16 protein-coding genes are annotated in these 18090 nt (G+C 72.7%); 11 read left to right on the top strand and 5 right to left on the bottom strand.

Annotation, left to right across the window (positions count from 1 at the left end; all coding sequences use genetic code 11):
• The first annotated feature begins 5 nt into the window (after positions 1-5).
• The 4 genes from pcaG (at position 6) to ACZ5NH_RS06200 (ending at position 3934) form a co-directional block, all read left to right on the top strand.
• Complete coding sequence (gene pcaG, locus ACZ5NH_RS06215) at positions 6-608, top strand: protocatechuate 3,4-dioxygenase subunit alpha (protein ID WP_468773205.1); 603 nt, start codon at positions 6-8, stop codon at positions 606-608.
• On the top strand, positions 605-1945 hold the full coding sequence (gene pcaB, locus ACZ5NH_RS06210) for a 3-carboxy-cis,cis-muconate cycloisomerase (RefSeq protein ID WP_468773204.1): 1341 nt from the start codon (positions 605-607) through the stop codon (positions 1943-1945). Before pcaG ends, pcaB begins: the two co-directional genes overlap by 4 nt.
• Positions 1942-3072, top strand: a complete 1131-nt coding sequence (gene pcaDC / locus ACZ5NH_RS06205; protein WP_468773203.1) for a bifunctional 3-oxoadipate enol-lactonase/4-carboxymuconolactone decarboxylase PcaDC — start codon at positions 1942-1944, stop codon at positions 3070-3072. Before pcaB ends, pcaDC begins: the two co-directional genes overlap by 4 nt.
• A 70-nt stretch (positions 3073-3142) precedes the next feature.
• On the top strand, positions 3143-3934 hold the full coding sequence (locus ACZ5NH_RS06200) for an SDR family NAD(P)-dependent oxidoreductase (protein WP_468773202.1): 792 nt from the start codon (positions 3143-3145) through the stop codon (positions 3932-3934).
• A 16-nt stretch (positions 3935-3950) separates the two neighbouring features.
• On the opposite strand, the gene ACZ5NH_RS06195 is transcribed toward ACZ5NH_RS06200, so the two are convergent.
• Positions 3951-6635, bottom strand: a complete 2685-nt coding sequence (locus ACZ5NH_RS06195) for an ATP-binding protein (RefSeq protein ID WP_468773201.1) — start codon at positions 6633-6635, stop codon at positions 3951-3953.
• A gap of 587 nt (positions 6636-7222) precedes the next feature.
• Here ACZ5NH_RS06195 and ACZ5NH_RS06190 point away from each other — a divergent pair.
• Positions 7223-8284, top strand: coding sequence for a DUF2510 domain-containing protein (locus tag ACZ5NH_RS06190; RefSeq protein WP_468773200.1), 1062 nt, complete (start codon positions 7223-7225; stop codon positions 8282-8284).
• Between the two features lie 151 nt (positions 8285-8435).
• Here ACZ5NH_RS06190 and ACZ5NH_RS06185 read toward each other — a convergent pair whose 3' ends face one another.
• Positions 8436-9062, bottom strand: a complete 627-nt coding sequence (locus ACZ5NH_RS06185) for a TetR-like C-terminal domain-containing protein (protein ID WP_468773199.1) — start codon at positions 9060-9062, stop codon at positions 8436-8438.
• A 241-nt stretch (positions 9063-9303) separates the two neighbouring features.
• Between ACZ5NH_RS06185 and ACZ5NH_RS06180 the strand changes: the two genes are divergently transcribed.
• The gene (locus tag ACZ5NH_RS06180) at positions 9304-10107 is read left to right on the top strand and encodes a phosphatase PAP2 family protein (RefSeq protein WP_468773198.1); all 804 of its coding nucleotides are present in this window, start codon (positions 9304-9306) and stop codon (positions 10105-10107) included.
• Positions 10104-11051 carry a DMT family protein gene (locus ACZ5NH_RS06175; protein ID WP_468773197.1) on the top strand — a complete coding sequence of 316 codons (948 nt, stop codon included), beginning with the start codon at positions 10104-10106 and terminating at the stop codon, positions 11049-11051. The genes ACZ5NH_RS06180 and ACZ5NH_RS06175 overlap by 4 nt, the downstream gene beginning before the upstream one ends.
• 19 nt (positions 11052-11070) lie before the next feature.
• Here ACZ5NH_RS06175 and ACZ5NH_RS06170 read toward each other — a convergent pair whose 3' ends face one another.
• Entirely contained in the window at positions 11071-11406 is a 336-nt protein-coding gene (locus tag ACZ5NH_RS06170; RefSeq protein ID WP_388627011.1) for a hypothetical protein, read from the bottom strand.
• A 149-nt stretch (positions 11407-11555) separates the two neighbouring features.
• Between ACZ5NH_RS06170 and ACZ5NH_RS06165 the strand changes: the two genes are divergently transcribed.
• A complete protein-coding gene (locus ACZ5NH_RS06165; protein WP_468773196.1) occupies positions 11556-12518 on the top strand; it encodes an SDR family NAD(P)-dependent oxidoreductase in 963 nt (320 codons plus the stop codon).
• Positions 12519-12716: 198 nt separating this feature from the next.
• Here ACZ5NH_RS06165 and ACZ5NH_RS06160 read toward each other — a convergent pair whose 3' ends face one another.
• A complete protein-coding gene (locus ACZ5NH_RS06160) occupies positions 12717-13565 on the bottom strand; it encodes an LURP-one-related family protein (protein WP_468773195.1) in 849 nt (282 codons plus the stop codon).
• Between the two features lie 66 nt (positions 13566-13631).
• Positions 13632-15680: a phosphocholine-specific phospholipase C gene (locus ACZ5NH_RS06155; RefSeq protein WP_468773194.1), complete on the bottom strand. Its 2049-nt coding sequence runs from the start codon at positions 15678-15680 to the stop codon at positions 13632-13634.
• 243 nt (positions 15681-15923) lie between these two features.
• Here ACZ5NH_RS06155 and ACZ5NH_RS06150 point away from each other — a divergent pair, with 243 nt between their 5' ends.
• Genes ACZ5NH_RS06150 through ACZ5NH_RS06140 form a run of 3 tightly spaced genes read left to right on the top strand, consistent with a single transcriptional unit; the run spans position 15924 to position 18081 of the window.
• Positions 15924-16988 (top strand): Rieske 2Fe-2S domain-containing protein, encoded by a 1065-nt coding sequence (locus ACZ5NH_RS06150; RefSeq protein ID WP_468773193.1) that lies wholly within the window; start codon positions 15924-15926, stop codon positions 16986-16988.
• On the top strand, positions 16985-17155 hold the full coding sequence (locus ACZ5NH_RS06145; protein ID WP_388627020.1) for a hypothetical protein: 171 nt from the start codon (positions 16985-16987) through the stop codon (positions 17153-17155). Before ACZ5NH_RS06150 ends, ACZ5NH_RS06145 begins: the two co-directional genes overlap by 4 nt.
• The gene (locus tag ACZ5NH_RS06140) at positions 17152-18081 is read left to right on the top strand and encodes a PDR/VanB family oxidoreductase (RefSeq protein WP_468773192.1); all 930 of its coding nucleotides are present in this window, start codon (positions 17152-17154) and stop codon (positions 18079-18081) included. The genes ACZ5NH_RS06145 and ACZ5NH_RS06140 overlap by 4 nt, the downstream gene beginning before the upstream one ends.
• The last annotated feature ends 9 nt before the right edge of the window (positions 18082-18090 follow it).

The raw sequence follows: 18090 nt of genomic DNA, 5'->3' as shown, positions 1-18090 counted from the left end.
CCGCCATGACGAAGATCGACACGAGCAGCCCGGAGCAGGTGCTGCCCACCCCGTCCCACACGGTCGGCCCCTTCTACGGCTACGCCCTGCCCTTCCGCGGCGGCGAGGAGATCGCCCCGCTCGGCCACCCGGAGACGATCACCGTGCACGGGTACGTCCTGGACGGCGCCGGCGAGCCGCTGCCGGACGCGCTCGTGGAGCTGTGGGGGCCGCGCCCCGACGGCACGGTGCCGCAGGTGGACGGCTCCATCCGGCGCGACCCGGCCACCGGCGGGTACCTCGGCCGCAACGGCGTGGAGTTCACCGGCTGGGGCCGCGTCCAGACCGACGCGAACGGCCACTGGTACGCGCGCACGCTGCGTCCCGGCGCGCGCGGCGGCAACGCGCCGTACCTCAGCGTCTGCGTCTTCGCGCGCGGCCTGCTCGTCCACCTGTTCACCCGTATCTACCTGCCGGGCGACGAGACCTCGCTGGCCGCCGACCCGCTGCTCACCCGGGTGGGCGACCGGCGCGACACGCTGATCGCCGCCGAGGAGGGCCCGGGCGCCTACCGTTTCGACATCCGCCTTCAGGGCGAAGGCGAGACGGTCTTCCTGGAGTTCCAGTGACACCTGTGTCCCCTCCGTGCTCCGAGTCCGGCCTGCTCGCACCCGAATGGGCCCGGTCGGGCGCCGCGTCCGAGACGAGCGACCACGCGTATCTGCGGGCGCTGCTGGACGCCGAGGCCGCGCTGACCCGGGCGCAGGCCGCGCTGGGCCTCGCCCCGGCCGAGGCCGCGACGGCGGTGACCGAGGCGGCCGCCTTGGACCGGTTCGACCTCCGCGACCTCGCCGCGCGGACCCCGGCCGGGGGCAACCCGGTCATTCCGCTCGTCGCCGACCTGACCAAGGTGGTCGGCGAGGAGTACGGCGCCTACGTCCACCGGGGCGCCACCAGCCAGGACATCCTGGACACGGCGACCATGCTGGTCGCCGTGCGCACCCTCGGCCTGGCCCTGGCCGACCTGGGCCGTACCGAACGGGCGCTGGCCGGACTCGCCGCCGAGCACCGGGAGACGGTGATGCCGGGACGTACGCTCACCCAGCACGCCGTACCGACCACGTTCGGGCTGAAGGCCGCCGGGTGGCGCGCGCTGGTCCTGGACGCGCGCGACCGCGTCAACCGGGTACGGGACTCGCTGCCCGCCCAACTCGGCGGCGCAGCTGGGACCTTGGCGGCCTTCCGGGCCTACGGCGCCCAGGACGCCACCGCTCTGACGGCTGCGTACGCCCGTGAAGTCGGCCTTGTCGCACCGGCGTTGCCCTGGCACACCCTGCGGACGCCGATCGCGGACCTGGCGGGGGGCCTGGCCTTCGCGGCGGGGGCGCTGGGCAAGCTCGCCGTGGATGTGCTGACGCTGTCGCGCACCGAGATCGGTGAGGTGAGCGAGGGCAGCGGCGGCGGCTCGTCGGCCATGCCGCACAAGGCAAACCCGGTGCGCGCCACGCTCCTCCTGGCCGCCGCCCGGCGTGCCCCCCAGCTCGCGGCCACGCTGTACGGCTCCGTCGCCGCCGAGGACGAGCGGCCGGCCGGCGCCTGGCACGCCGAGTGGGAGCCGCTGCGCGAGCTGCTCCGGCTGGTGGGCGGCTCGGCCGCCCACGCGGCCGAGCTGGCCGAGGCCCTGCGCGTGCACCCCGCCGCGATGCGCCGGAACCTCGGCCTCACCCGGGGCCTGATCGTGTCCGAACGGCTGTCCGCCGCCCTCAGCCCCGTCCTCGGTCGTGCGCGTGCCAAGGAGCTGCTGACCGAACTGGCCCGCCGCGCCCACACCGAGGACCGCCCGCTACGCGAACTCCTGGCCGAACAGGTGGAGTTGAAGGACATCGACCTGGACGACCTGTGCGCCCCGGCCCACTACACCGGCTTCGCCGGAACTCTCACCGACCGTGCCCTGGAGCGACGTTGACCGAGAAACTCCTCAACCACCTCGTAGAAGGCCCCGCTTCGGCGCCCCCGCTGCTGCTCGGGCCGTCGCTCGGCACCTCGTACGCCCTGTGGGACGCGCTCGCGCCCGAGCTGTCGGCGGCCCACCGCGTGGTGCGCTGGGACCTGCCCGGCCACGGCGGGTCGGCGCCGGAGCTGATCGGGCCGGGCGCGACCGTCGGCGACCTCGCCGCGCTGGTGCTGGCCCTCGCCGACGCGCTCGGCATCGACCGGTTCGCCTGCGCGGGCGTCTCCCTCGGCGGCGCCGTCGGCCTCCACCTGGCCGTGCACCACCCCGACCGGCTGACCTCCCTGGCGGTCATCTGTTCCTCCGCCCACTTCGGCGGCGCCGCGCCCTGGCGGGAACGGGCGGACCGGGTGCGCCGGGAAGGCATGGAGTGGCTGGTGGAGAGCGCGGACGCGCGCTGGTTCACGCCCGGGTTCACCGTGCCGAGGCTGGTGCGGGACCATCGGGAAGCCGATCCGGAGGGGTACGCCGCCTGCTGCGACGCGCTGGCCGCGTTCGACCTGCGCGACCGGCTCGCCGGCATCGTCGTACCGACGCTGCTGGTGGCGGGCAAGCAGGATCCCGCGACGCCGCCCGCGCATCTGCGGGAGATCGCCGACGCCGTGCCCCGGTCGACGCTGGTGGAGCTGCCCGGCGCCTCCCATCTGGCCCCGGCGCAGTGCCCGCGGGCCGTGCTGGCCGCGCTGCGCACCCAGCTGGACGGATTCCCGGCGAGCGGAATGGCGGTGCGGCGCGAAGTGCTGGGCGACGCGCACGTGGACCGGGCGCAGGCTCGGCAGACCCCGTTCACCGCTCGGTTCCAGGACTTCATCTCCCGCTACGCCTGGGGCGAGATCTGGACCGATCCGACGCTGTCCCGGCGCGAGCGCAGCATGATCACTCTGACCGCGCTGGTCGCCCACGGCCACTACGACGAACTGGCCATGCACGTCCGGGCGGCGCGCCGAAACGGGCTGACGCCGCAGGAGATCGGCGCGGTGCTGCTGCAGACCGCCGCCTACTGCGGGGTGCCGGCCGCCAACTCGGCGTTCGCGACCGCCCAGCGGGTCCTCGCCGAGGAGGAGGGGGACACCGGGGGCTGAGGGTGACCCTGCCGGTCGTAGCTTCGACAGCACCCCCCTCGCGGCGCCCGGCCGTGCCTAGGGTGGCAGCATGTCCACCATTCTGATCACCGGCGCCACCTCCGGACTCGGCCGCTACGTGGCCTTCGAACTGGTGCGGTCCGGCCATGTCGTCCTCGCCCACGGCCGGGACCGGGACCGCACCGAGCGGCTGGTCGCGGAGCTGCGCACCGAGGGCGATGCGGAGGGCTTCGTCGCCGACCTGGCCCGCCTCGCCGAGGTCCGCGAGCTGGGCGCACGGGTCGCCGAGGCGCATCCCGACCTCGATGTACTGATCAACAACGCGGGGGTGGGCGGCGGTACGCCCGGCTCCGGGCGGGAGCTGAGCGCCGACGGGCACGAGCTGCGGCTCGCCGTGAACTATCTCGCGCCGGTCGTCCTCACCCGGTCCCTGCTGCCGGTCCTGCGGAACAACGCGCCGGCCCGGATCGTGAACGTCGGCTCGGCCGGCCAGGAACCCTTCGATTTCACCGACCCGGAACTCAGCCGCGGCTACAGCGGGATGTCGGCGTACTGCCGCAGCAAGTTCGCCCTCGCCGCGCACACCTTCACGCTCGCGGAGGAACTCGGGGACAGCGGGGTGTCGGTGAACGTCCTGCACCCCGCAACCTTCATGGACACGGCGATGGTCCGCGAGAGCGCCATCGCCCCGTGGCACTCGGTCGCCGACGGCGCACCCGGTGTACTGGCCCTGGCCACCGAGGAGTTGGGCAGCGGCTGCTACTTCGACGGCACCCGGCGGGCCCGGGCGCACGAGGAGACGTACGACCCGGAGGTACGCAAGCGTCTGGCGGCGGTCACGGAGCAGCTGCTCACGATGTGAGGTCCGCCGCGGGGCGCTAGCGCAGCCCCTGTCCCGACGCCAGCGCCGCCCTCGCCTGGGCCGCCAGCCCATCGGCACCGCAGGCCCGGGCGAGGTCCAGGCCCCGGCCCAGTTCGGCGACGGAGCGGGCGGCGATGCCGTACTCGACGCGGGCCGCCGCGTGTTCGTACTGGCAGGGCGAGGCCTCCAGGTAGGTGACGGCCTGGGCGGCGAGCTGGACCGCGCGCCCGCCGGTCTCCAGGGCGGCGGCGCAGCGCAGGGCCTCGCCGATGGCGGTGTCCGTGCCGAAGCGTTCGGCCTGCCGGCGGGCGTCGGCGGCGAGCTGTGCGGCGCGTGCCGGGTTCCGGTCGGCGAGGGCCTTGGCGAGGTCGATGGACCAGGGCGAGAGGACCGGGTTGTGGCCGCCGCGCGAGGCGGCGATCTTCTCGGCGGCCTCCAGCTCGTGGACGCCCTCCTCGGTACGGCCGACGGCCAGCAGCAGCCGGCCGCGCACGCAGCGGATGTCGGGCAGCACGATCGTGGAGGGGTAGGGCGGCGCGAAGCCGTACTGTTCGGCGATCGACCAGGCCTCGTCGACGCGGCCGCGGGCGAGCAGGGTGTCGACCAGTCCGCAGGTCGCCGACCAGTACAGCGGCAAGCGGCGGCCGACGCGCTCGGCGAGGACCAGCGCCTCGCGCAGGGTGGACTCGGCATCGCGCAGCCGGCCCTGCCTGCGGTAGGCGAGCCCAAGGAAGGCGTTGGCGAGGGAGAGATGGCCGCCGCGCCAGCCGGCACTCGTGTAGACGCGCAGGGCCTCGGCGAAGAGGCTCTCGGCGCGGTCGAGCCGGTCGGAGTAGGCGTACGCGCTGCCGAGCATCATCAGCAGCTCGATGCCCCACTCGGGGTCGGTCCAGCCGAGGCCGGGGGCGAGACGGCCGTTGACGAGGGCGCGGTCGCACAGTTGGAGCACCTCGTCGGCGCTCTCGCCGTGGGTCATGGCGTCGAAGCCGCGCAGGATGAGCAGGGCGCGTTCGGCGTTGTCGCGTCCGGTGCAGGTGCTCGCGAGTTCCGCGAGGCGCCGGGAGCGGGCCGGGGAGACGGTCTCGCCGTGGATGCCCTCCCACATGAACTGCACGGCCTGCAGCCGCATCCGCACGGGGCCGGGTTCGTGCCGGGCGGCCTCGGCCTCGACCGTGCGGACGGCCTCCTCCAGCTGGTCGTTGTGGATCAGCGCCTGGGAGAGCCGGACCACCGCGTCGACCCGCCGCTCGCCGTCGAGGCCGGGCAGGCCGAGGGCGAACTGGAGGTGGTCGATGGTGACGGCGGGTGCCGTGAGCAGGCTTGCGCAACCCAGTTCGTACAGGACGTGGGCGTGGACCTCGGGGAGCGGCGGCTCCCGCAGGGCGCGTTCGAGGCAGGTGCGGGCCGCGTCGGGCGCGCCGACGGCGAGGTGTTCGCGGGCGGCCTCGCGCAGTTGCTCGACGAGTTCCTCGTCGCCGTCCGGGTGCACCTTCAGCAGGTGCCGGGCGGCCTGGGCGGCGCCGCGTCCCAGCTGGGTGATGATCTGGGCGGCGACGCCGTGCATGGCGGTGCACACCCCGGACGGGATGGAGTTGTAGACGGCGCTGGCGATGAGCGGGTGGACGAACTCCAGCTCGCCCTCCTCGCGTTCGGCGCCGGCCATGGGGGAGGGTTCGGTGAGGATGCGGGCGGTGCAGAGGAGTTGGGCGCAGTGCCGGGCGACGGCCTCGTCCATGGTGGCGAGGCGGGCGACCATGTCGACGGTGATACCGGTACCGAGGATGGCGGCCGCCCAGGCGAACTGGGTGGCCGCCAGGCCGAGCCCCTTGAGCCGGTCGACCAGTCCGCCGCCGCGGGCGGCGCGGTTGAGGGCGCGGAGTTCACCGGCCCGGGCCTCGACCGGCTGCAGTTCGCTGTCCTGCACCCTGGCGAGGAGTTCGGTGGTCTCGTAGGGGTTGCCCGCGGTGACGGCCCAGACCTCGCGGCAGAACGCGTCGTCCGCGTGGCGGCCGAGGGTGGCACGGGTGAGCCCCGCCGCCGCGTCGGGCGTGAGGGCGCTGAGGTTGTTGACGGGGCGGGCCGCGGCGGCGGCCACCGCGTCGAGGTGGCGGGCGCTGTCGCCGCTGACCTCGCCGGGGCGGCGGGCGACCACGACGAGGACGGAGATGTCGTCGAGGCGCTCGGAGAACGCAGCGAGCCAGCGCAGGGTCTCCTGGTCGGCCCAGTGCGCGTCGTCGATCAGCAGCACCAGCGGCCACTCGCGGCGGGCGAGCCGGCGCACCGCGGCGACGAGTCCGTCGCACACGTACTGCGGGTCGGCGCTGCCCTCCTGCGGGTCCGCTATGCCGAGGGCGGGTCCGGCGATGTCGTACCAGTCGCCGAGGTACTCGCGGGCCTCCTCGGGCAGTAACGACAGCAGGGCCGGCTGCAGGAGCTGCCGTACCACGTTGAACGGGACGGACTTCAGGGTCTCCGCGCCGCGCGCGGACCACACGGCGCAGCCGCGGCGTTCGGCGATGCGGCGTGCCTCGGCCAGCAGCGCGGTCTTGCCGAATCCCGCCTCGCCGCGGAAGACCAGCAGACTGCCCGCGGACAACTGGTCGGCGCACAGGAGGTCGAGTGCCTGTGCGACGGTGGCGATCTCCGCGTCCCGCTCCCACAGGGAAGCCGAGGCGGCCGTCGGCGGCCGTTCCTCCGTCATCCCGTTACCTCCCCAGGTCGCCCGAATGACGTACAGAACCTGAGCGTAGCCCTCCGCTGGGAGGTGTGGTGGCCGGTCGGGGCAGCTCTTGCCCCGGCGGGTGAAAGCGGGCGCGGGCGGGCGACGCACACCCGGCCCGAAGGGCCGGTCAGCAGCGGACGAGGCGTCAACCATGGGAGGCACGAGGCCAGTTGCCACTGGTCGCCGCTCGCGCTGCCGCGACGGCGTCCGCCCCGAGGACGCGTCGGCGACGCTCACCCTGCTGACGGCCCGGACGGCCCTGACGGTCGCGGACGCGGTGCGGTCCGTCGGCGCGACGGAGCCCGCATTGCGCGGATCCGTGCCCAGCAGGCCGTGGACGGTGACAGGCCGCGGACCGCGAAGGCGTACGCCCCTTTCACGGCGGCAGAGCTGCTCAGGCCCCCGCCGCAAGCGATCACGACGCTCGACGTCCGAGCGCGCGGACGTCGATGACGGAGAGTCAGAACAGGGATGTGGGAAAAATCCCGGTGGTGAAATGTCCGGTCTAGCCGATTGGCGGCGGATCCTCTCATCACACTTTCACTGTCGCCTCATACGGTGGGGTCATGACGCAGGTGACTCCCCCCGGGTGGTACCCCGACCCCGGGCAGACGAACGACGGTCCGCCCACCGAGCGCTGGTGGGACGGCAAGGCCTGGACGGACCAGACCCGCCCCGCCGGGACGGCCGCCACGTGGGGTCCCCCGACGCAGCCGCCGCCGGCCGGCGGCCCCCAGCCGGCCGCTCCCGCGGCTCCCCCCGCCTATGGCGCTCAGACCGCGTATCCGGCGTATCCGGTCTACCCCGCCGCGCCGCCGGCCGGCCCCCGGCGGGGTGTGCGAACGGGTATAGCCGTCGTGGTGGCGACCGCGGTCCTGGCGAGCATCGCCGTCGGCGTGTGGGCCCTCACCAAGGACCCCGGCGGCGCAAGCTCCGACCACGCCGGGTCGCGGCAGGGCGCGGCGGGCGGACAGGACGGCGGACAGGGCGGGCCGGGCGGCGGCTTCGGCGGCCAGGGCGGCTCCGGGGGCACGGGGGGCTCCGGCGGTCCCGGCGGGACCTCGCCGTCGCCGGGCCAGTCCGAGGCGCCCAAGGTCAAGGGCGGCGGCACGGTGCCGGACCCGGTCAACGGCATCAGCCTGCCGGTGCCCGAGGGCTGGACCGGGCAGACGATCAGCGTCGGTGCGCAGGTGACCTCCGACGACTCCTACAAGTGCCCGGGCAACTCCACCCAGACCTGCACCTCGGGCGGCGCCTACTCGGCTCCGGCCCAGGCGCTGGGCATCAAGGGCGACACGGCCGAGAAGGTCGCCGAGGCGGACATCGCGGCCAATGCCAAGGAGTCGTACGGCGGCACCACCTACGGCAGCATCACCTCACACCAGGTGCTGGGCTCCGGGGCGGTGACGGTGGCCGGGCAGAAGGGGTACATGGTGCGCTGGAAGGCGGTCACCAGCAAGGGCGCCGACGGCTATGTGGAGTCGGTCGCCTTCCCCTCGCCCGACGACGCCAAGCAGATCGTGGTGGTGCGCTTCGGCATCGACGTCGGGCAGAAGACCTCGGTCATCGACGACATCCTCAAGGGGATCAAGGTGTCGTCCGGCGGCGGGAACGGCCAGGACGTCTGACCGACGGCGGCTGGGACATGATGCGGCCGGGTGGGGCTCCCCTCCGCTCAAGAGGAGCCCCACCCGGCCGGGGGGTGCGCGCCGCCCCCGTCCCCACGGTGCGGCGCGGTCAGGTCACCGTTCAGTCATCCCGTGAACGGCGGCCTGGGTCTCAGGTCGGTTCTTGCGTCAGTCCGAGCGCGGGCAGCACGGTGGCCTCCACGAACCGGACGAGATAGTCGCTGTCGGCGTACTGGCCGCTGAGCACCGGCCGGACGCGCAGGACGCCGAACATCATGGCGGGGATGTACTCCAGCGCGGGATGGTCCGCGCGCACCTCGCCCCGGGCCACGCCGCGGGCGAGCATCTCCTGCAGCGCGGCGATCTCGGGATACACCAGCGCCTCGCGCAGCGCCTGGGCCAGTTCGTGGTCCGCCGTGACCGCGTGCCCGAGCGCCTGCAGCAGTCTGGTGTCCTTGCCGGACCAGTCCCCGGCGGCCCGCGCCGCCTGGCGCAGGTCCTCGGCGAGCGATCCGGTGTCGATGCCGGTGAACCGCACCTGGCGGTTGGCACGCAGCGCGGCGGCGACGAACTGGGGCTTGGTCTTCCACTGCCGGTAGAGCGTGGACTTGCTGCACCGGGTGCTGGCGGCGACGCCCTCCATGGTGACGGACTCGTAACCGCATTCGCGGATCCGGTCCAGCACGGCGTCGAAGAACTCCCGCTCACGCTCGGCCGTGATCTTGGAGCGGCGCGAGGCGACGACCGTCTCCGGTCCCTCCGCGGCCTGCGACGTCATGCGGTGTTTCCCCTCACTCGTGTACTGCGGTCATTCCTGCACGCCCGCTGAAGCACCGCTCAAGCCGGGCTCCCGAGGCTGTCTCCAGTGTGTCGCAGATCAACCGATACGCAAGTGTACCGGTACTCAGCCGTATCGGTACACTGACGTATCGGTACGAGGACGTATCGATGAGCTCCGCCCCGGGGACGGTGCTCGCCCGCACCACCACACGCACCACCGTCAGCGAAGGGGCCGGGGGATGAATGCCCGAACCGAGCCTGCAGAGGCAGCAGCGGAGCCGCCGGACGCGACCGCGCGCCCGGCACTGATACGTGAGCTTCTGCTGGTCGCGGGGCTCTTCCTCGTCTACAAGCTGGGCCGGCAGCTGGCCACCGGGCACACCGGCAACGCCTTCCACAACGCCCACCGCGTGTGGGACCTGGAGCGGGCGCTGCACCTCCCCCACGAGAACTCCGTGCAGTCCGCACTGCTGCACGGCGACACCCTCGTCCACCTGGCGAACGCCTACTACGCCACCGTCCACTTCCCGGCGACGCTGGCCTTCCTGGTCTGGCTGTATCTGAGGCGGCCCGCCCACTACGTGTGGGCCCGCCGGGTCCTCGCGGTCGTCACCACGGCCGCGCTGGTGCTGCCGTTCACGTTCCCGCTGGCGCCGCCGCGGATGCTGACCGGCACCGGACTGGTGGACACCGCCCGCCGCTACGGCCCGTCCGTGTACGGACCGCCGTCCAGCGACCATCTGTCCAACCAGTTCGCGGCGATGCCGTCGCTGCACTTCGGCTGGGCGCTGATGGTGGCGATCGGCCTGATCGTGGCCACCCGGTCCCGGTGGCGCTGGCTGTGGCTGCTGCACCCGCTGATCACCCTGCTGGTGATCGTGGGCACGGCGAACCACTACTGGCTCGACGCGATCGTCGCGACGGCCATGCTGGGGCTCACCCTCGCCGTGATCCGTCGGCCGCACCGGACGGCCGGCACGGCGGGACGCGGCGCCGGCCGGCTCGCGCCACGCGAGCCCGTCCTGGTGGGAGCGGCCCGATGAGCGCCGCCGCCCTGATCTCCGTCGCCCTCTCCCTCGTCTCCGCGATCGCCTACGCGCTGGCCGCCGTCGCCCAGGAACGCCTCGCCGCCCGCACCACGGCGACCGGCCTGCTGCGGCTGCTCGGCACCGGCGCCTGGTGGTCGGCGGTCGGTCTGAACGCGGCGGCCGCCCTGCTGCACGTCGTCGCCCTCAAGTACGGCCCGCTCACCCTCGTCCAGCCGCTGGGCGCGCTCACCCTGGTCGCGGCCGTACCGCTCGGCGCGCGGGCGGCCGGGCGCCGGGTCAGCCCGGTGGAATGGCGCGGTACGGCGCTGACGCTGCTCGGGCTCGCCGCGCTGCTCGTCACCGCCTCCGGTCCGGCACCCGCGCGGGTGCTGTCGTTGACCGAGGCACTGGCGGTCGCGGGTACGACCGCCGCCGCGATCGGCATGCTGTCCTGGCCCGGCGCCCGGCCCGGCCTCCGGCACGCGACGGCGTCCGGCTTCGCCTCCGGCGTCGCCTCGGCACTGACCCAGACGGTCACCGTGGCGGCCACGGACCGCACGGGCCCGGCGCTGAGCACCGAGGTCGTCGTGGTCCCCGTGCTCGTCGCCGGGTTCGCCGTCGGCGGGCTGCTGCTGTCGCAGACCGCCTACCGCGGCGGCCTCGGCGCGCCGCTGGCCGTGGTGACCCTCGCCAACCCGGTGGCCGCCGCGGTCATCGGCCTCAGCCTGCTCGGCCAGGGTCTCCGGGGTGGCCCGGCCGGCGTCCTGCTGGCCCTCGCCGGAGCGGGCCTGGCGTCCTGGGGCGTGGTCCTGCTCACCCGGGTCACGCCGGAGCCGGTGCCCGAGGACGACGACCACCCCGTGGCCGCGGTACTGGCTCTGGAGCCGGGCAGCGCGACCACCGAACCGGCCCTGATTCCGCGGCAGCCGGACCAGCCCGGACACCTCACGGCGCTGTGACGCGCCGCGGGCGGCCGGATCACTCCGGATGGGCCACCGCCTCCTTCTGCAGGTGCACCGCCGCCAGCAGGCTCAGCCTGGGCTCCGCCTGTCGCAGTGCCTTCACCGCCGCGACCGAGGCGATGTCCCCGGCGAAGCCGACAGCGGCCAGCCGGGAGCGGACCCAACGCGCGCGCACCTGGGACTCGGTGGCGGCCGCCGCGGCCTCGACCAGCGCGGCGGCGCGTGCCAGACCCGGGCGTTCCTGAGGCGATGCCTCGGCCAGCGCCTGGCGCAGGGCGACCGCGACCATGTCCGCGTCCCGGATGACCGGCACGACGTCGTGCTTCCTGTTGAATCCTGTGAGAGCTGCCATGTGGATCATCGTGACCGCCATGCCCGCCGCCTGGCACGAGACTTGAGGATTCCCAGAGGGTCGGCCCTCGTCAGCGTGCGTGCCGCCCCCGGTTGCCGCCCGGTGTCGCGCTTGACTTCGAGAGCACTTGAACTCGTAGCGTTCCCGGCATGAGCACTGCACAGCACAAGATCGGATCGGGTTTCGGCGCCACCAGCACCGCCGACGAAGTCCTGCGGGGCATCGACCTGACCGGAAAGCTCGCCCTCGTCACCGGCGGCTACTCGGGCATCGGCCTGGAGACCACCCGCTCGCTCGTGAAGGCCGGCGCCCACGTGGTCGTGCCCGCCCGCCGCCCGGTCACCGCCGAGCAGGCGGTGGCCGACATCCCCGGCGTCGAACTGGACGAGCTGGACCTCGGCGACCTGGAGAGCGTGCGCGGTTTCGCCGAGCGGTTCCTCGCCTCGGGGCGGACCATCGACATCGTGATCGACAGCGCCGGGATCATGGCGTGCCCGGAGACCAGGGTGGGGCCCGGCTGGGAGGCCCAGTTCGCCACCAACCACCTCGGCCACTTCGCCCTCGTCAACCGTCTGTGGCCCGCGATCGCACCGGGTGGTGCCCGGGTCGTCTCCGTCTCCTCCCGCGGCCACCACTTCTCCGGAATCCGCTGGGACGACGTCCACTGGCGGCGGGGTTACGACAAGTGGGAGGCGTACGGCCAGGCCAAGACCGCCAACGTCCTGTTCGCCGTCCAGCTCGACAAGCTCGGCCGTGACGCCGGCGTCCGCGCCTTCGCCCTGCACCCCGGCGGCATCATCACCCCGCTCCAACGGCACCTGCCCAAGGAGGAGATGATCGAGCGCGGCTGGATCGACGAGGACGGCAACGTGCTCAACCCCGAGGGCTTCAAGACCCCGCAGCAGGGTGCGGCGACCCAGGTGTGGGCGGCGACCTCGCCACAGCTGGACGGGCTCGGTGGGGTCTATCTGGAGGACTGCGACATCGCCGAGCTCGCACCGGAGGGCGAGGAGCGCGCCGGCGTCAAGAACTGGGCGATCGACCCCGAGGAGGCGGCCCGGCTCTGGGAGCTGTCGGCGCAGCTGACGGGCGTCGACGCGTTCTCGGCCTAGGCGTACGGCCGCCCTTGGGCGAGCGGCGCCCTGAGCGAACGGCGCCGTGCGCAAGCGCCGTCCTGGGCGAGCGGCGTCGCATGCCACGAGTGCCGCTCAGTGCCGCACGGCGGCTCGGTCACGACATGCAGCGGCGGCCGGTGCCACGCGTTCCGCGTGCACCGGCCGCCGTCGGCGTGCTCCCCCGTCGGGGACTGTTCAGTTCCAGCCCCGCGAGTCCTGCTTGAGCGCGGTGTCGACGGTCAGGGCCGTCGCCACCACGAGGCTCAGCAGCGGCTCGGGCAACTGGTAGTGGATCTGCAGGACGTAGTTGTCCGCGGTCGTGAAGAGCGTCTTGGCGAGGCCCTCCCAGGTCTTGGTGATCCGGGCGACCTCGTTGTCCGCGTGGTCGACGATCGCGAAGTTCCACGCCCGCCAGTTCTCCGCCTTGATCGCGCCGACCTGCTGGCCGTTCGCGTTCATCGCGAAGTTGATCTTCCCGATCATGTTCTGCTGGACGATCTCGCCGACCTGCGACCCGTCCGGACGCGACACGATCACGCGGGACTTGAAGAACTTCGCGGGCCGGGTCAGCAGCAGCTGCGGCTGGCCGTAGGCGTCGCGGATCTCCAGCTTGTGGGTCATGAACTGGTCGAGGCTGGAGACGAAGCGCAGGATCTTCTTCAGCACGCCCTGCCCGACCTCGGTGACCGAGCCGATGTCCCGGCCGTTCTGATCCATGACCTTGTACTCGTTGGTCACCTCGATCAGCTTGGCCTTCTGGTTCACCACCAGGACGGGCTCGGTGAAGAGGGTGCCGCCGCCGGGGCCGCCGGCCGCGACCCCGGCCTGCTGCTGCACCTGACGCTGCACCTTGGCGTCGACGCCCTGCGCCTGCGGGGCGCCGTACTGCTGGGGACCGGCCTGCTGCTGCGGAACCTGACCGGCGGGCTGCCCCGCCGGGTTGGTGTGCTGGGTCCACTGCGCGCCGTCCCAGTAGCGGAGCGTCTGGGGCGCTCCGTGCGGATCCGGGTACCAGCCTGCCGGAGTGTTCGATTGCGTGGTCACCGGGGCACACTACCCTGATGTGACCGGTACCTGACCAGTCCGCACGGAGCGGTCTTCATCGCCCGTTCACTCCGAGGCGATCGCCGGGTCGCTGACGCCGGGGTGGCCGTTCTCGACGTGGCCGGCGAAGCCGCGCAGGAAGGCCGGGTCGGCGTCACAGGTCACCGTCACGTCGTACCAGCGCTTGCTCGCCGTGAGGTCCACGGTGTGCCTGACGGTCGCGCCGGGCCGTACGGTCACCGTCGCCGGGGCGCCGCCGTAACCGCTCACGACCTTCAGCTTCACCGTGCCGGAGCCCTTGTTGGTGAAGGTGAGTTCCAGGTCGTCGCCCTTGTGCCGCGCGGTCGCCTCCGGTCCCGCGGCCTTGCCCTTGCCCTTGAAGACGCGCAGGAAGCCGTTGGGGCCGTGCACGGCGAGGTCGTGCAGACCGCCGGAGTAGGCCGAGTTCCAGGTGTCGGTCAGGGACTTGCCGGCCGTGGTGGTGTAGGTCCAGGGGCCGTCGGTGCGGTTGCCAGAGGTCACCAGGAAGGCGGCGCCCGCGTGCGCCCCCGAGGCGAACGTGAGGGTGAGGGTGCCGGCCGCGGTGTCCGCGGAACCGTCCACCACCGGGGCGTACTTCAGCGGGCGGGTGGGCCGGCTGCCGCGCTCCTGCTTGGGCAGGGCGGGGTGGGCGGGCGGCTTCGGCACGTAGTCGGGGTGCCGGTTGTGGTCCGGCGGCTCGTACGCGGCCGTGGACGGCAGCGCGACCGGCTTGGTGTCCTTGCGGGAGAAGTCGAAGGCGGCCGTCAGGTCGCCGACGACGGCGCGGCGCCACGGGGAGATGTTCGGCTCCTGCACGCCGAAGCGGCGTTCGATGAACCGGATGATCGAGGTGTGGTCGAAGGTCTCGGAGCAGACGTAGCCGCCCTTGCTCCACGGGGAGACGACCAGCATCGGGACGCGCTGGCCCAGCCCGTAGGGGCCGGCGACATGGCTCGCGTCGCCCTTGTACAGGTCGGGGGTGGCGTCCACGGTCGACTTGCCCTGGGCGCCGGAGGCCGGCGGGTACGGCGGGATGACGTGGTCGAAGAAGCCGTCGTTCTCGTCGTAGGTGATGAACAGCGCGGTCCTGCCCCAGACTTCGGGGTTGGAGGTGAGCGCGTCCAGGACCTGGGAGACGTACCAGGCGCCGTAGTTGGCGGGCCAGTTGGGGTGCTCGGTGAAGGCCTCAGGGGCGACGATCCAGGAGACCTGTGGCAGCTTGCCGGCCTTGACGTCGGCCTTCAGCTGGTCGAAGAAGCCCTCGCCCTTGCGTGCGTCGGTGCCGGTGCGGGCCTTGTCGTACAGCGGGTCGCCGGGCTTGGCGTCGCGGTACTGGTTGAAGTAGAGCAGGGCGTTGTCGCCGTAGTTGCCGCGGTAAGCGTCGTCGATCCAGCCCCAGCCGCCGTTCGCGTCGAGGCCGTCGCCGACGTCCTGGTAGATCTTCCAGGAGACCCCGGCCTTCTCCAGGCGCTCGGGGTACGTCGTCCAGCCGTAACCCTTCTCGTCGTTGCCGAGGACCGGGCCGCCGCCCTGGCCGTCGTTGCCGACGTAACCGCTCCACATGTAGTAGCGGTTCGGGTCGGTCGAGCCCATGAACGAGCAGTGGTAGGCGTCACAGATGGTGAAGGCGTCCGCGAGGGCGTAGTGGAACGGTATGTCCTCGCGGGTCAGGTGCGCCATGGTCGTGGTGCCCTTGGCCGGCACCCACTTGTCGTACTTGCCCCCGTTGAAGGCGGCGTGGGTGTCCTGCCAGCCGTGCGGCAGGTCCTGGATGAACGCGAGGCCCAGGTCGTCGGCGTCCGGGTGGAAGGGCAGGATGTCCTTGGTGCCGTCCGACTGCTTCCAGACCGAGCGGCCGTTCTGCGTGACGGAGCGGGGGTCACCGAAGCCGCGGACGCCTCGGAGCGTGCCGAAGTAGTGGTCGAAGGATCGGTTCTCCTGCATGAGGACGACGATGTGCTCGACGTCCCGTACCGTTCCGGTGCGATGGCTCGCGGGCAGCGCGGCGGCACGCTGGATGCTGCTGGACAGTGCGGTGAACGCCGTGGTGGCGCCCGCGAGTTGGAGGAATCGGCGCCGATTGACTTCGGGCATGGGTCTGCGGGTCCTCTCGTCCTGACGTACGTGATCCGCCCAAATGACGGAATCTGCGCGCAGCGAGTGTTCCAAGAGCGACAAACGTCAGGGAAGGGTCTGGTGGCGCCCATGTGAAACTCGGTGGTCCGTGTGGTGCGGCAATCGTTCGCACGCGGGCTTCCGTCAGACGGAAGTCGGCGTTGCGCCGTGTGCGGCACGTCCCGACGATGTGGCCACCACCCACAGACGGGAGCCGCAGCCATGCCGCACATGACCGCTTTCGCACGGAATCAGTGGTACGTCGCCGCCTACAGCGAGGAGGTCGGACGCGAGTTGCTCGGCCGGACGATCCTCGGGGAACCGCTCGTCCTCTACCGTGCCGAGGAGGACGGCGGCCCGGTCGCCCTGCACGACCGGTGTGTCCACCGCCGCTACCCGCTCTCCTCCAGCGGCCTGGACGGCGACCGGATCGTCTGCGGCTACCACGGTTTCACCTACGACCGCACCGGCGCCTGCGTCTACGTACCGGGCCAGAAACGCATCCCGCGCACCGCGCGCGTCGCCTCCTACCCGGTGGTGGAGCAGGACTCGCTGGTCTGGGTGTGGATCGGCGACCCGGCGCTCGCCGACCCGCGGACGATCCCGCGGGCCCGGCACCTGGACTCCCCCGGCTGGACCACCGTGCGCGGCATGGAGCCGATCGACGCCGACTACGGCCTGCTCGTCGACAACCTCCTCGACCTGTCGCACGAGACGTATCTGCACGGCGGATACATCGGCACCCCCGAGGTCGCCGAGACGCCCATCACCACCGAGGTGGACGAGGGCGCGGGCGTGGTCCGGGTCAGCCGGCACATGGACGACGCCGAGTGCCCGTCGTTCTACGCCCGTTCGACCGGCATCGAGGGCCGGATCACCCGCTGGCAGGACATCGAGTACCACGCACCCTGTCTGTATCTGCTGCACAGCCGGATCGCGCCGGTGGGCGTCGTGCCGGAGCCGGACGGCGGCGACCCGCACGGCTTCCACACCGAGATCACCTACGCCATCACGCCCTCGGCGGACGGCAAGGTGTACGACTTCTGGGCGGTGTCCCGGGACTGGGCGACCGAGGACGCCGAGGTCACCGAGTTCCTGCGGGCCAACAACCACACCGTGGTGATGCAGGACGTGGACGCGCTCAATCTGCTGCAGCGCACCCTCGGCACCGAACGCACCGGCTACCAGGAGTTGAGCATCAACATCGACACCGGCGGCCTGGCCGCGCGCCGCATCCTGGCCCGCCTGGTCGAGGAGGGCGACAAGCCCGTCGAGGAGGTCCGGTGAGCCCCGGTACCGGCGAGGTCTACCGCATCGACTGGCTGCCGGGCACGGACCTGCTGCACGGCACCTGCCACTGCGGTGCGGAGCACACCGCCGATGACCCGGTGCTGATGTGGGAGTGGATGCTGGCGCATCCCGAAGGACACGACAGCGAAGAGGCCGTGCGGTGACCGAACTCGAACTCGTCGTGGCCGCGAGGGAGTTCGCCGCCCAGGGAGTCCTGGCCCTGACGCTGCGCGATCCGCTCGGCCGTGAGCTGCCCGACTGGGATCCCGGCGCCCATGTGGACCTGCTGCTCGGGCCGGGGCTGGAGCGGCAGTACTCGCTGTGCGGGGATCCGGCGGACCGGTCGGCGTGGCGGATCGCGGTGCTGCGCGAACCGGCCGGGCGGGGAGGGTCGGCCCATGTGCACGAGCAGGTGGGCGAGGGCGGGAAGATCCGGGTGCGCGGGCCGCGCACCCACTTCCGGCAGGAGCCCGCGCCCCGCTACCGGTTCATCGCGGGCGGCATCGGCATCACCCCGATCCTGCCAATGCTCGCCGCAGCCGAACAGGCGGGCGCCGACTGGACGTTGCTCTACGGCGGACGCACCCGCTCGTCCATGGCGTTCACCCCGGAGCTCGCCCGCTACGGCGACCGGGTCACCCTCGCCCCGCAGGACGAGACCGGCCTGCTGGACCTGGGCCCGGTGCTCGACGACCTGCCCGAGGGCACCCTGGTGTACTGCTGCGGTCCGGGGCCCCTGCTGGACGCCGTCGACGAGCGCTGCCCGGCCGGAGTGCTGCGTGTGGAGCGCTTCCAGCCGAAGGAGCAACAGCCGGGCATGGACGGGGCGTTCGAGGTCGTGCTCGCCCGCAGCGGCCGGAGCGTCACCGTCCCGCCGGAGGTGTCCGTACTGGACGCGGTACGCGCCGCCGGGGTTCAGGTGCTCTACTCCTGCACGGAAGGGACGTGCGGCACCTGCGAGACCGATGTGCTGGAGGGCGCCCCGGATCACCGGGACTCGGTCCTGACCGAGGAGGAGCGGTCGGCGGGAGACACGATGATGATCTGTGTGTCCCGGTGCCGGGGCGCCCGTCTGGTGCTGGATCTGTGAGGGTGGTCC

The organism is Streptomyces sp. NPDC031426 (assembly GCF_055581585.1).
This window is presented reverse-complemented; position numbering and strand designations above follow the sequence as displayed.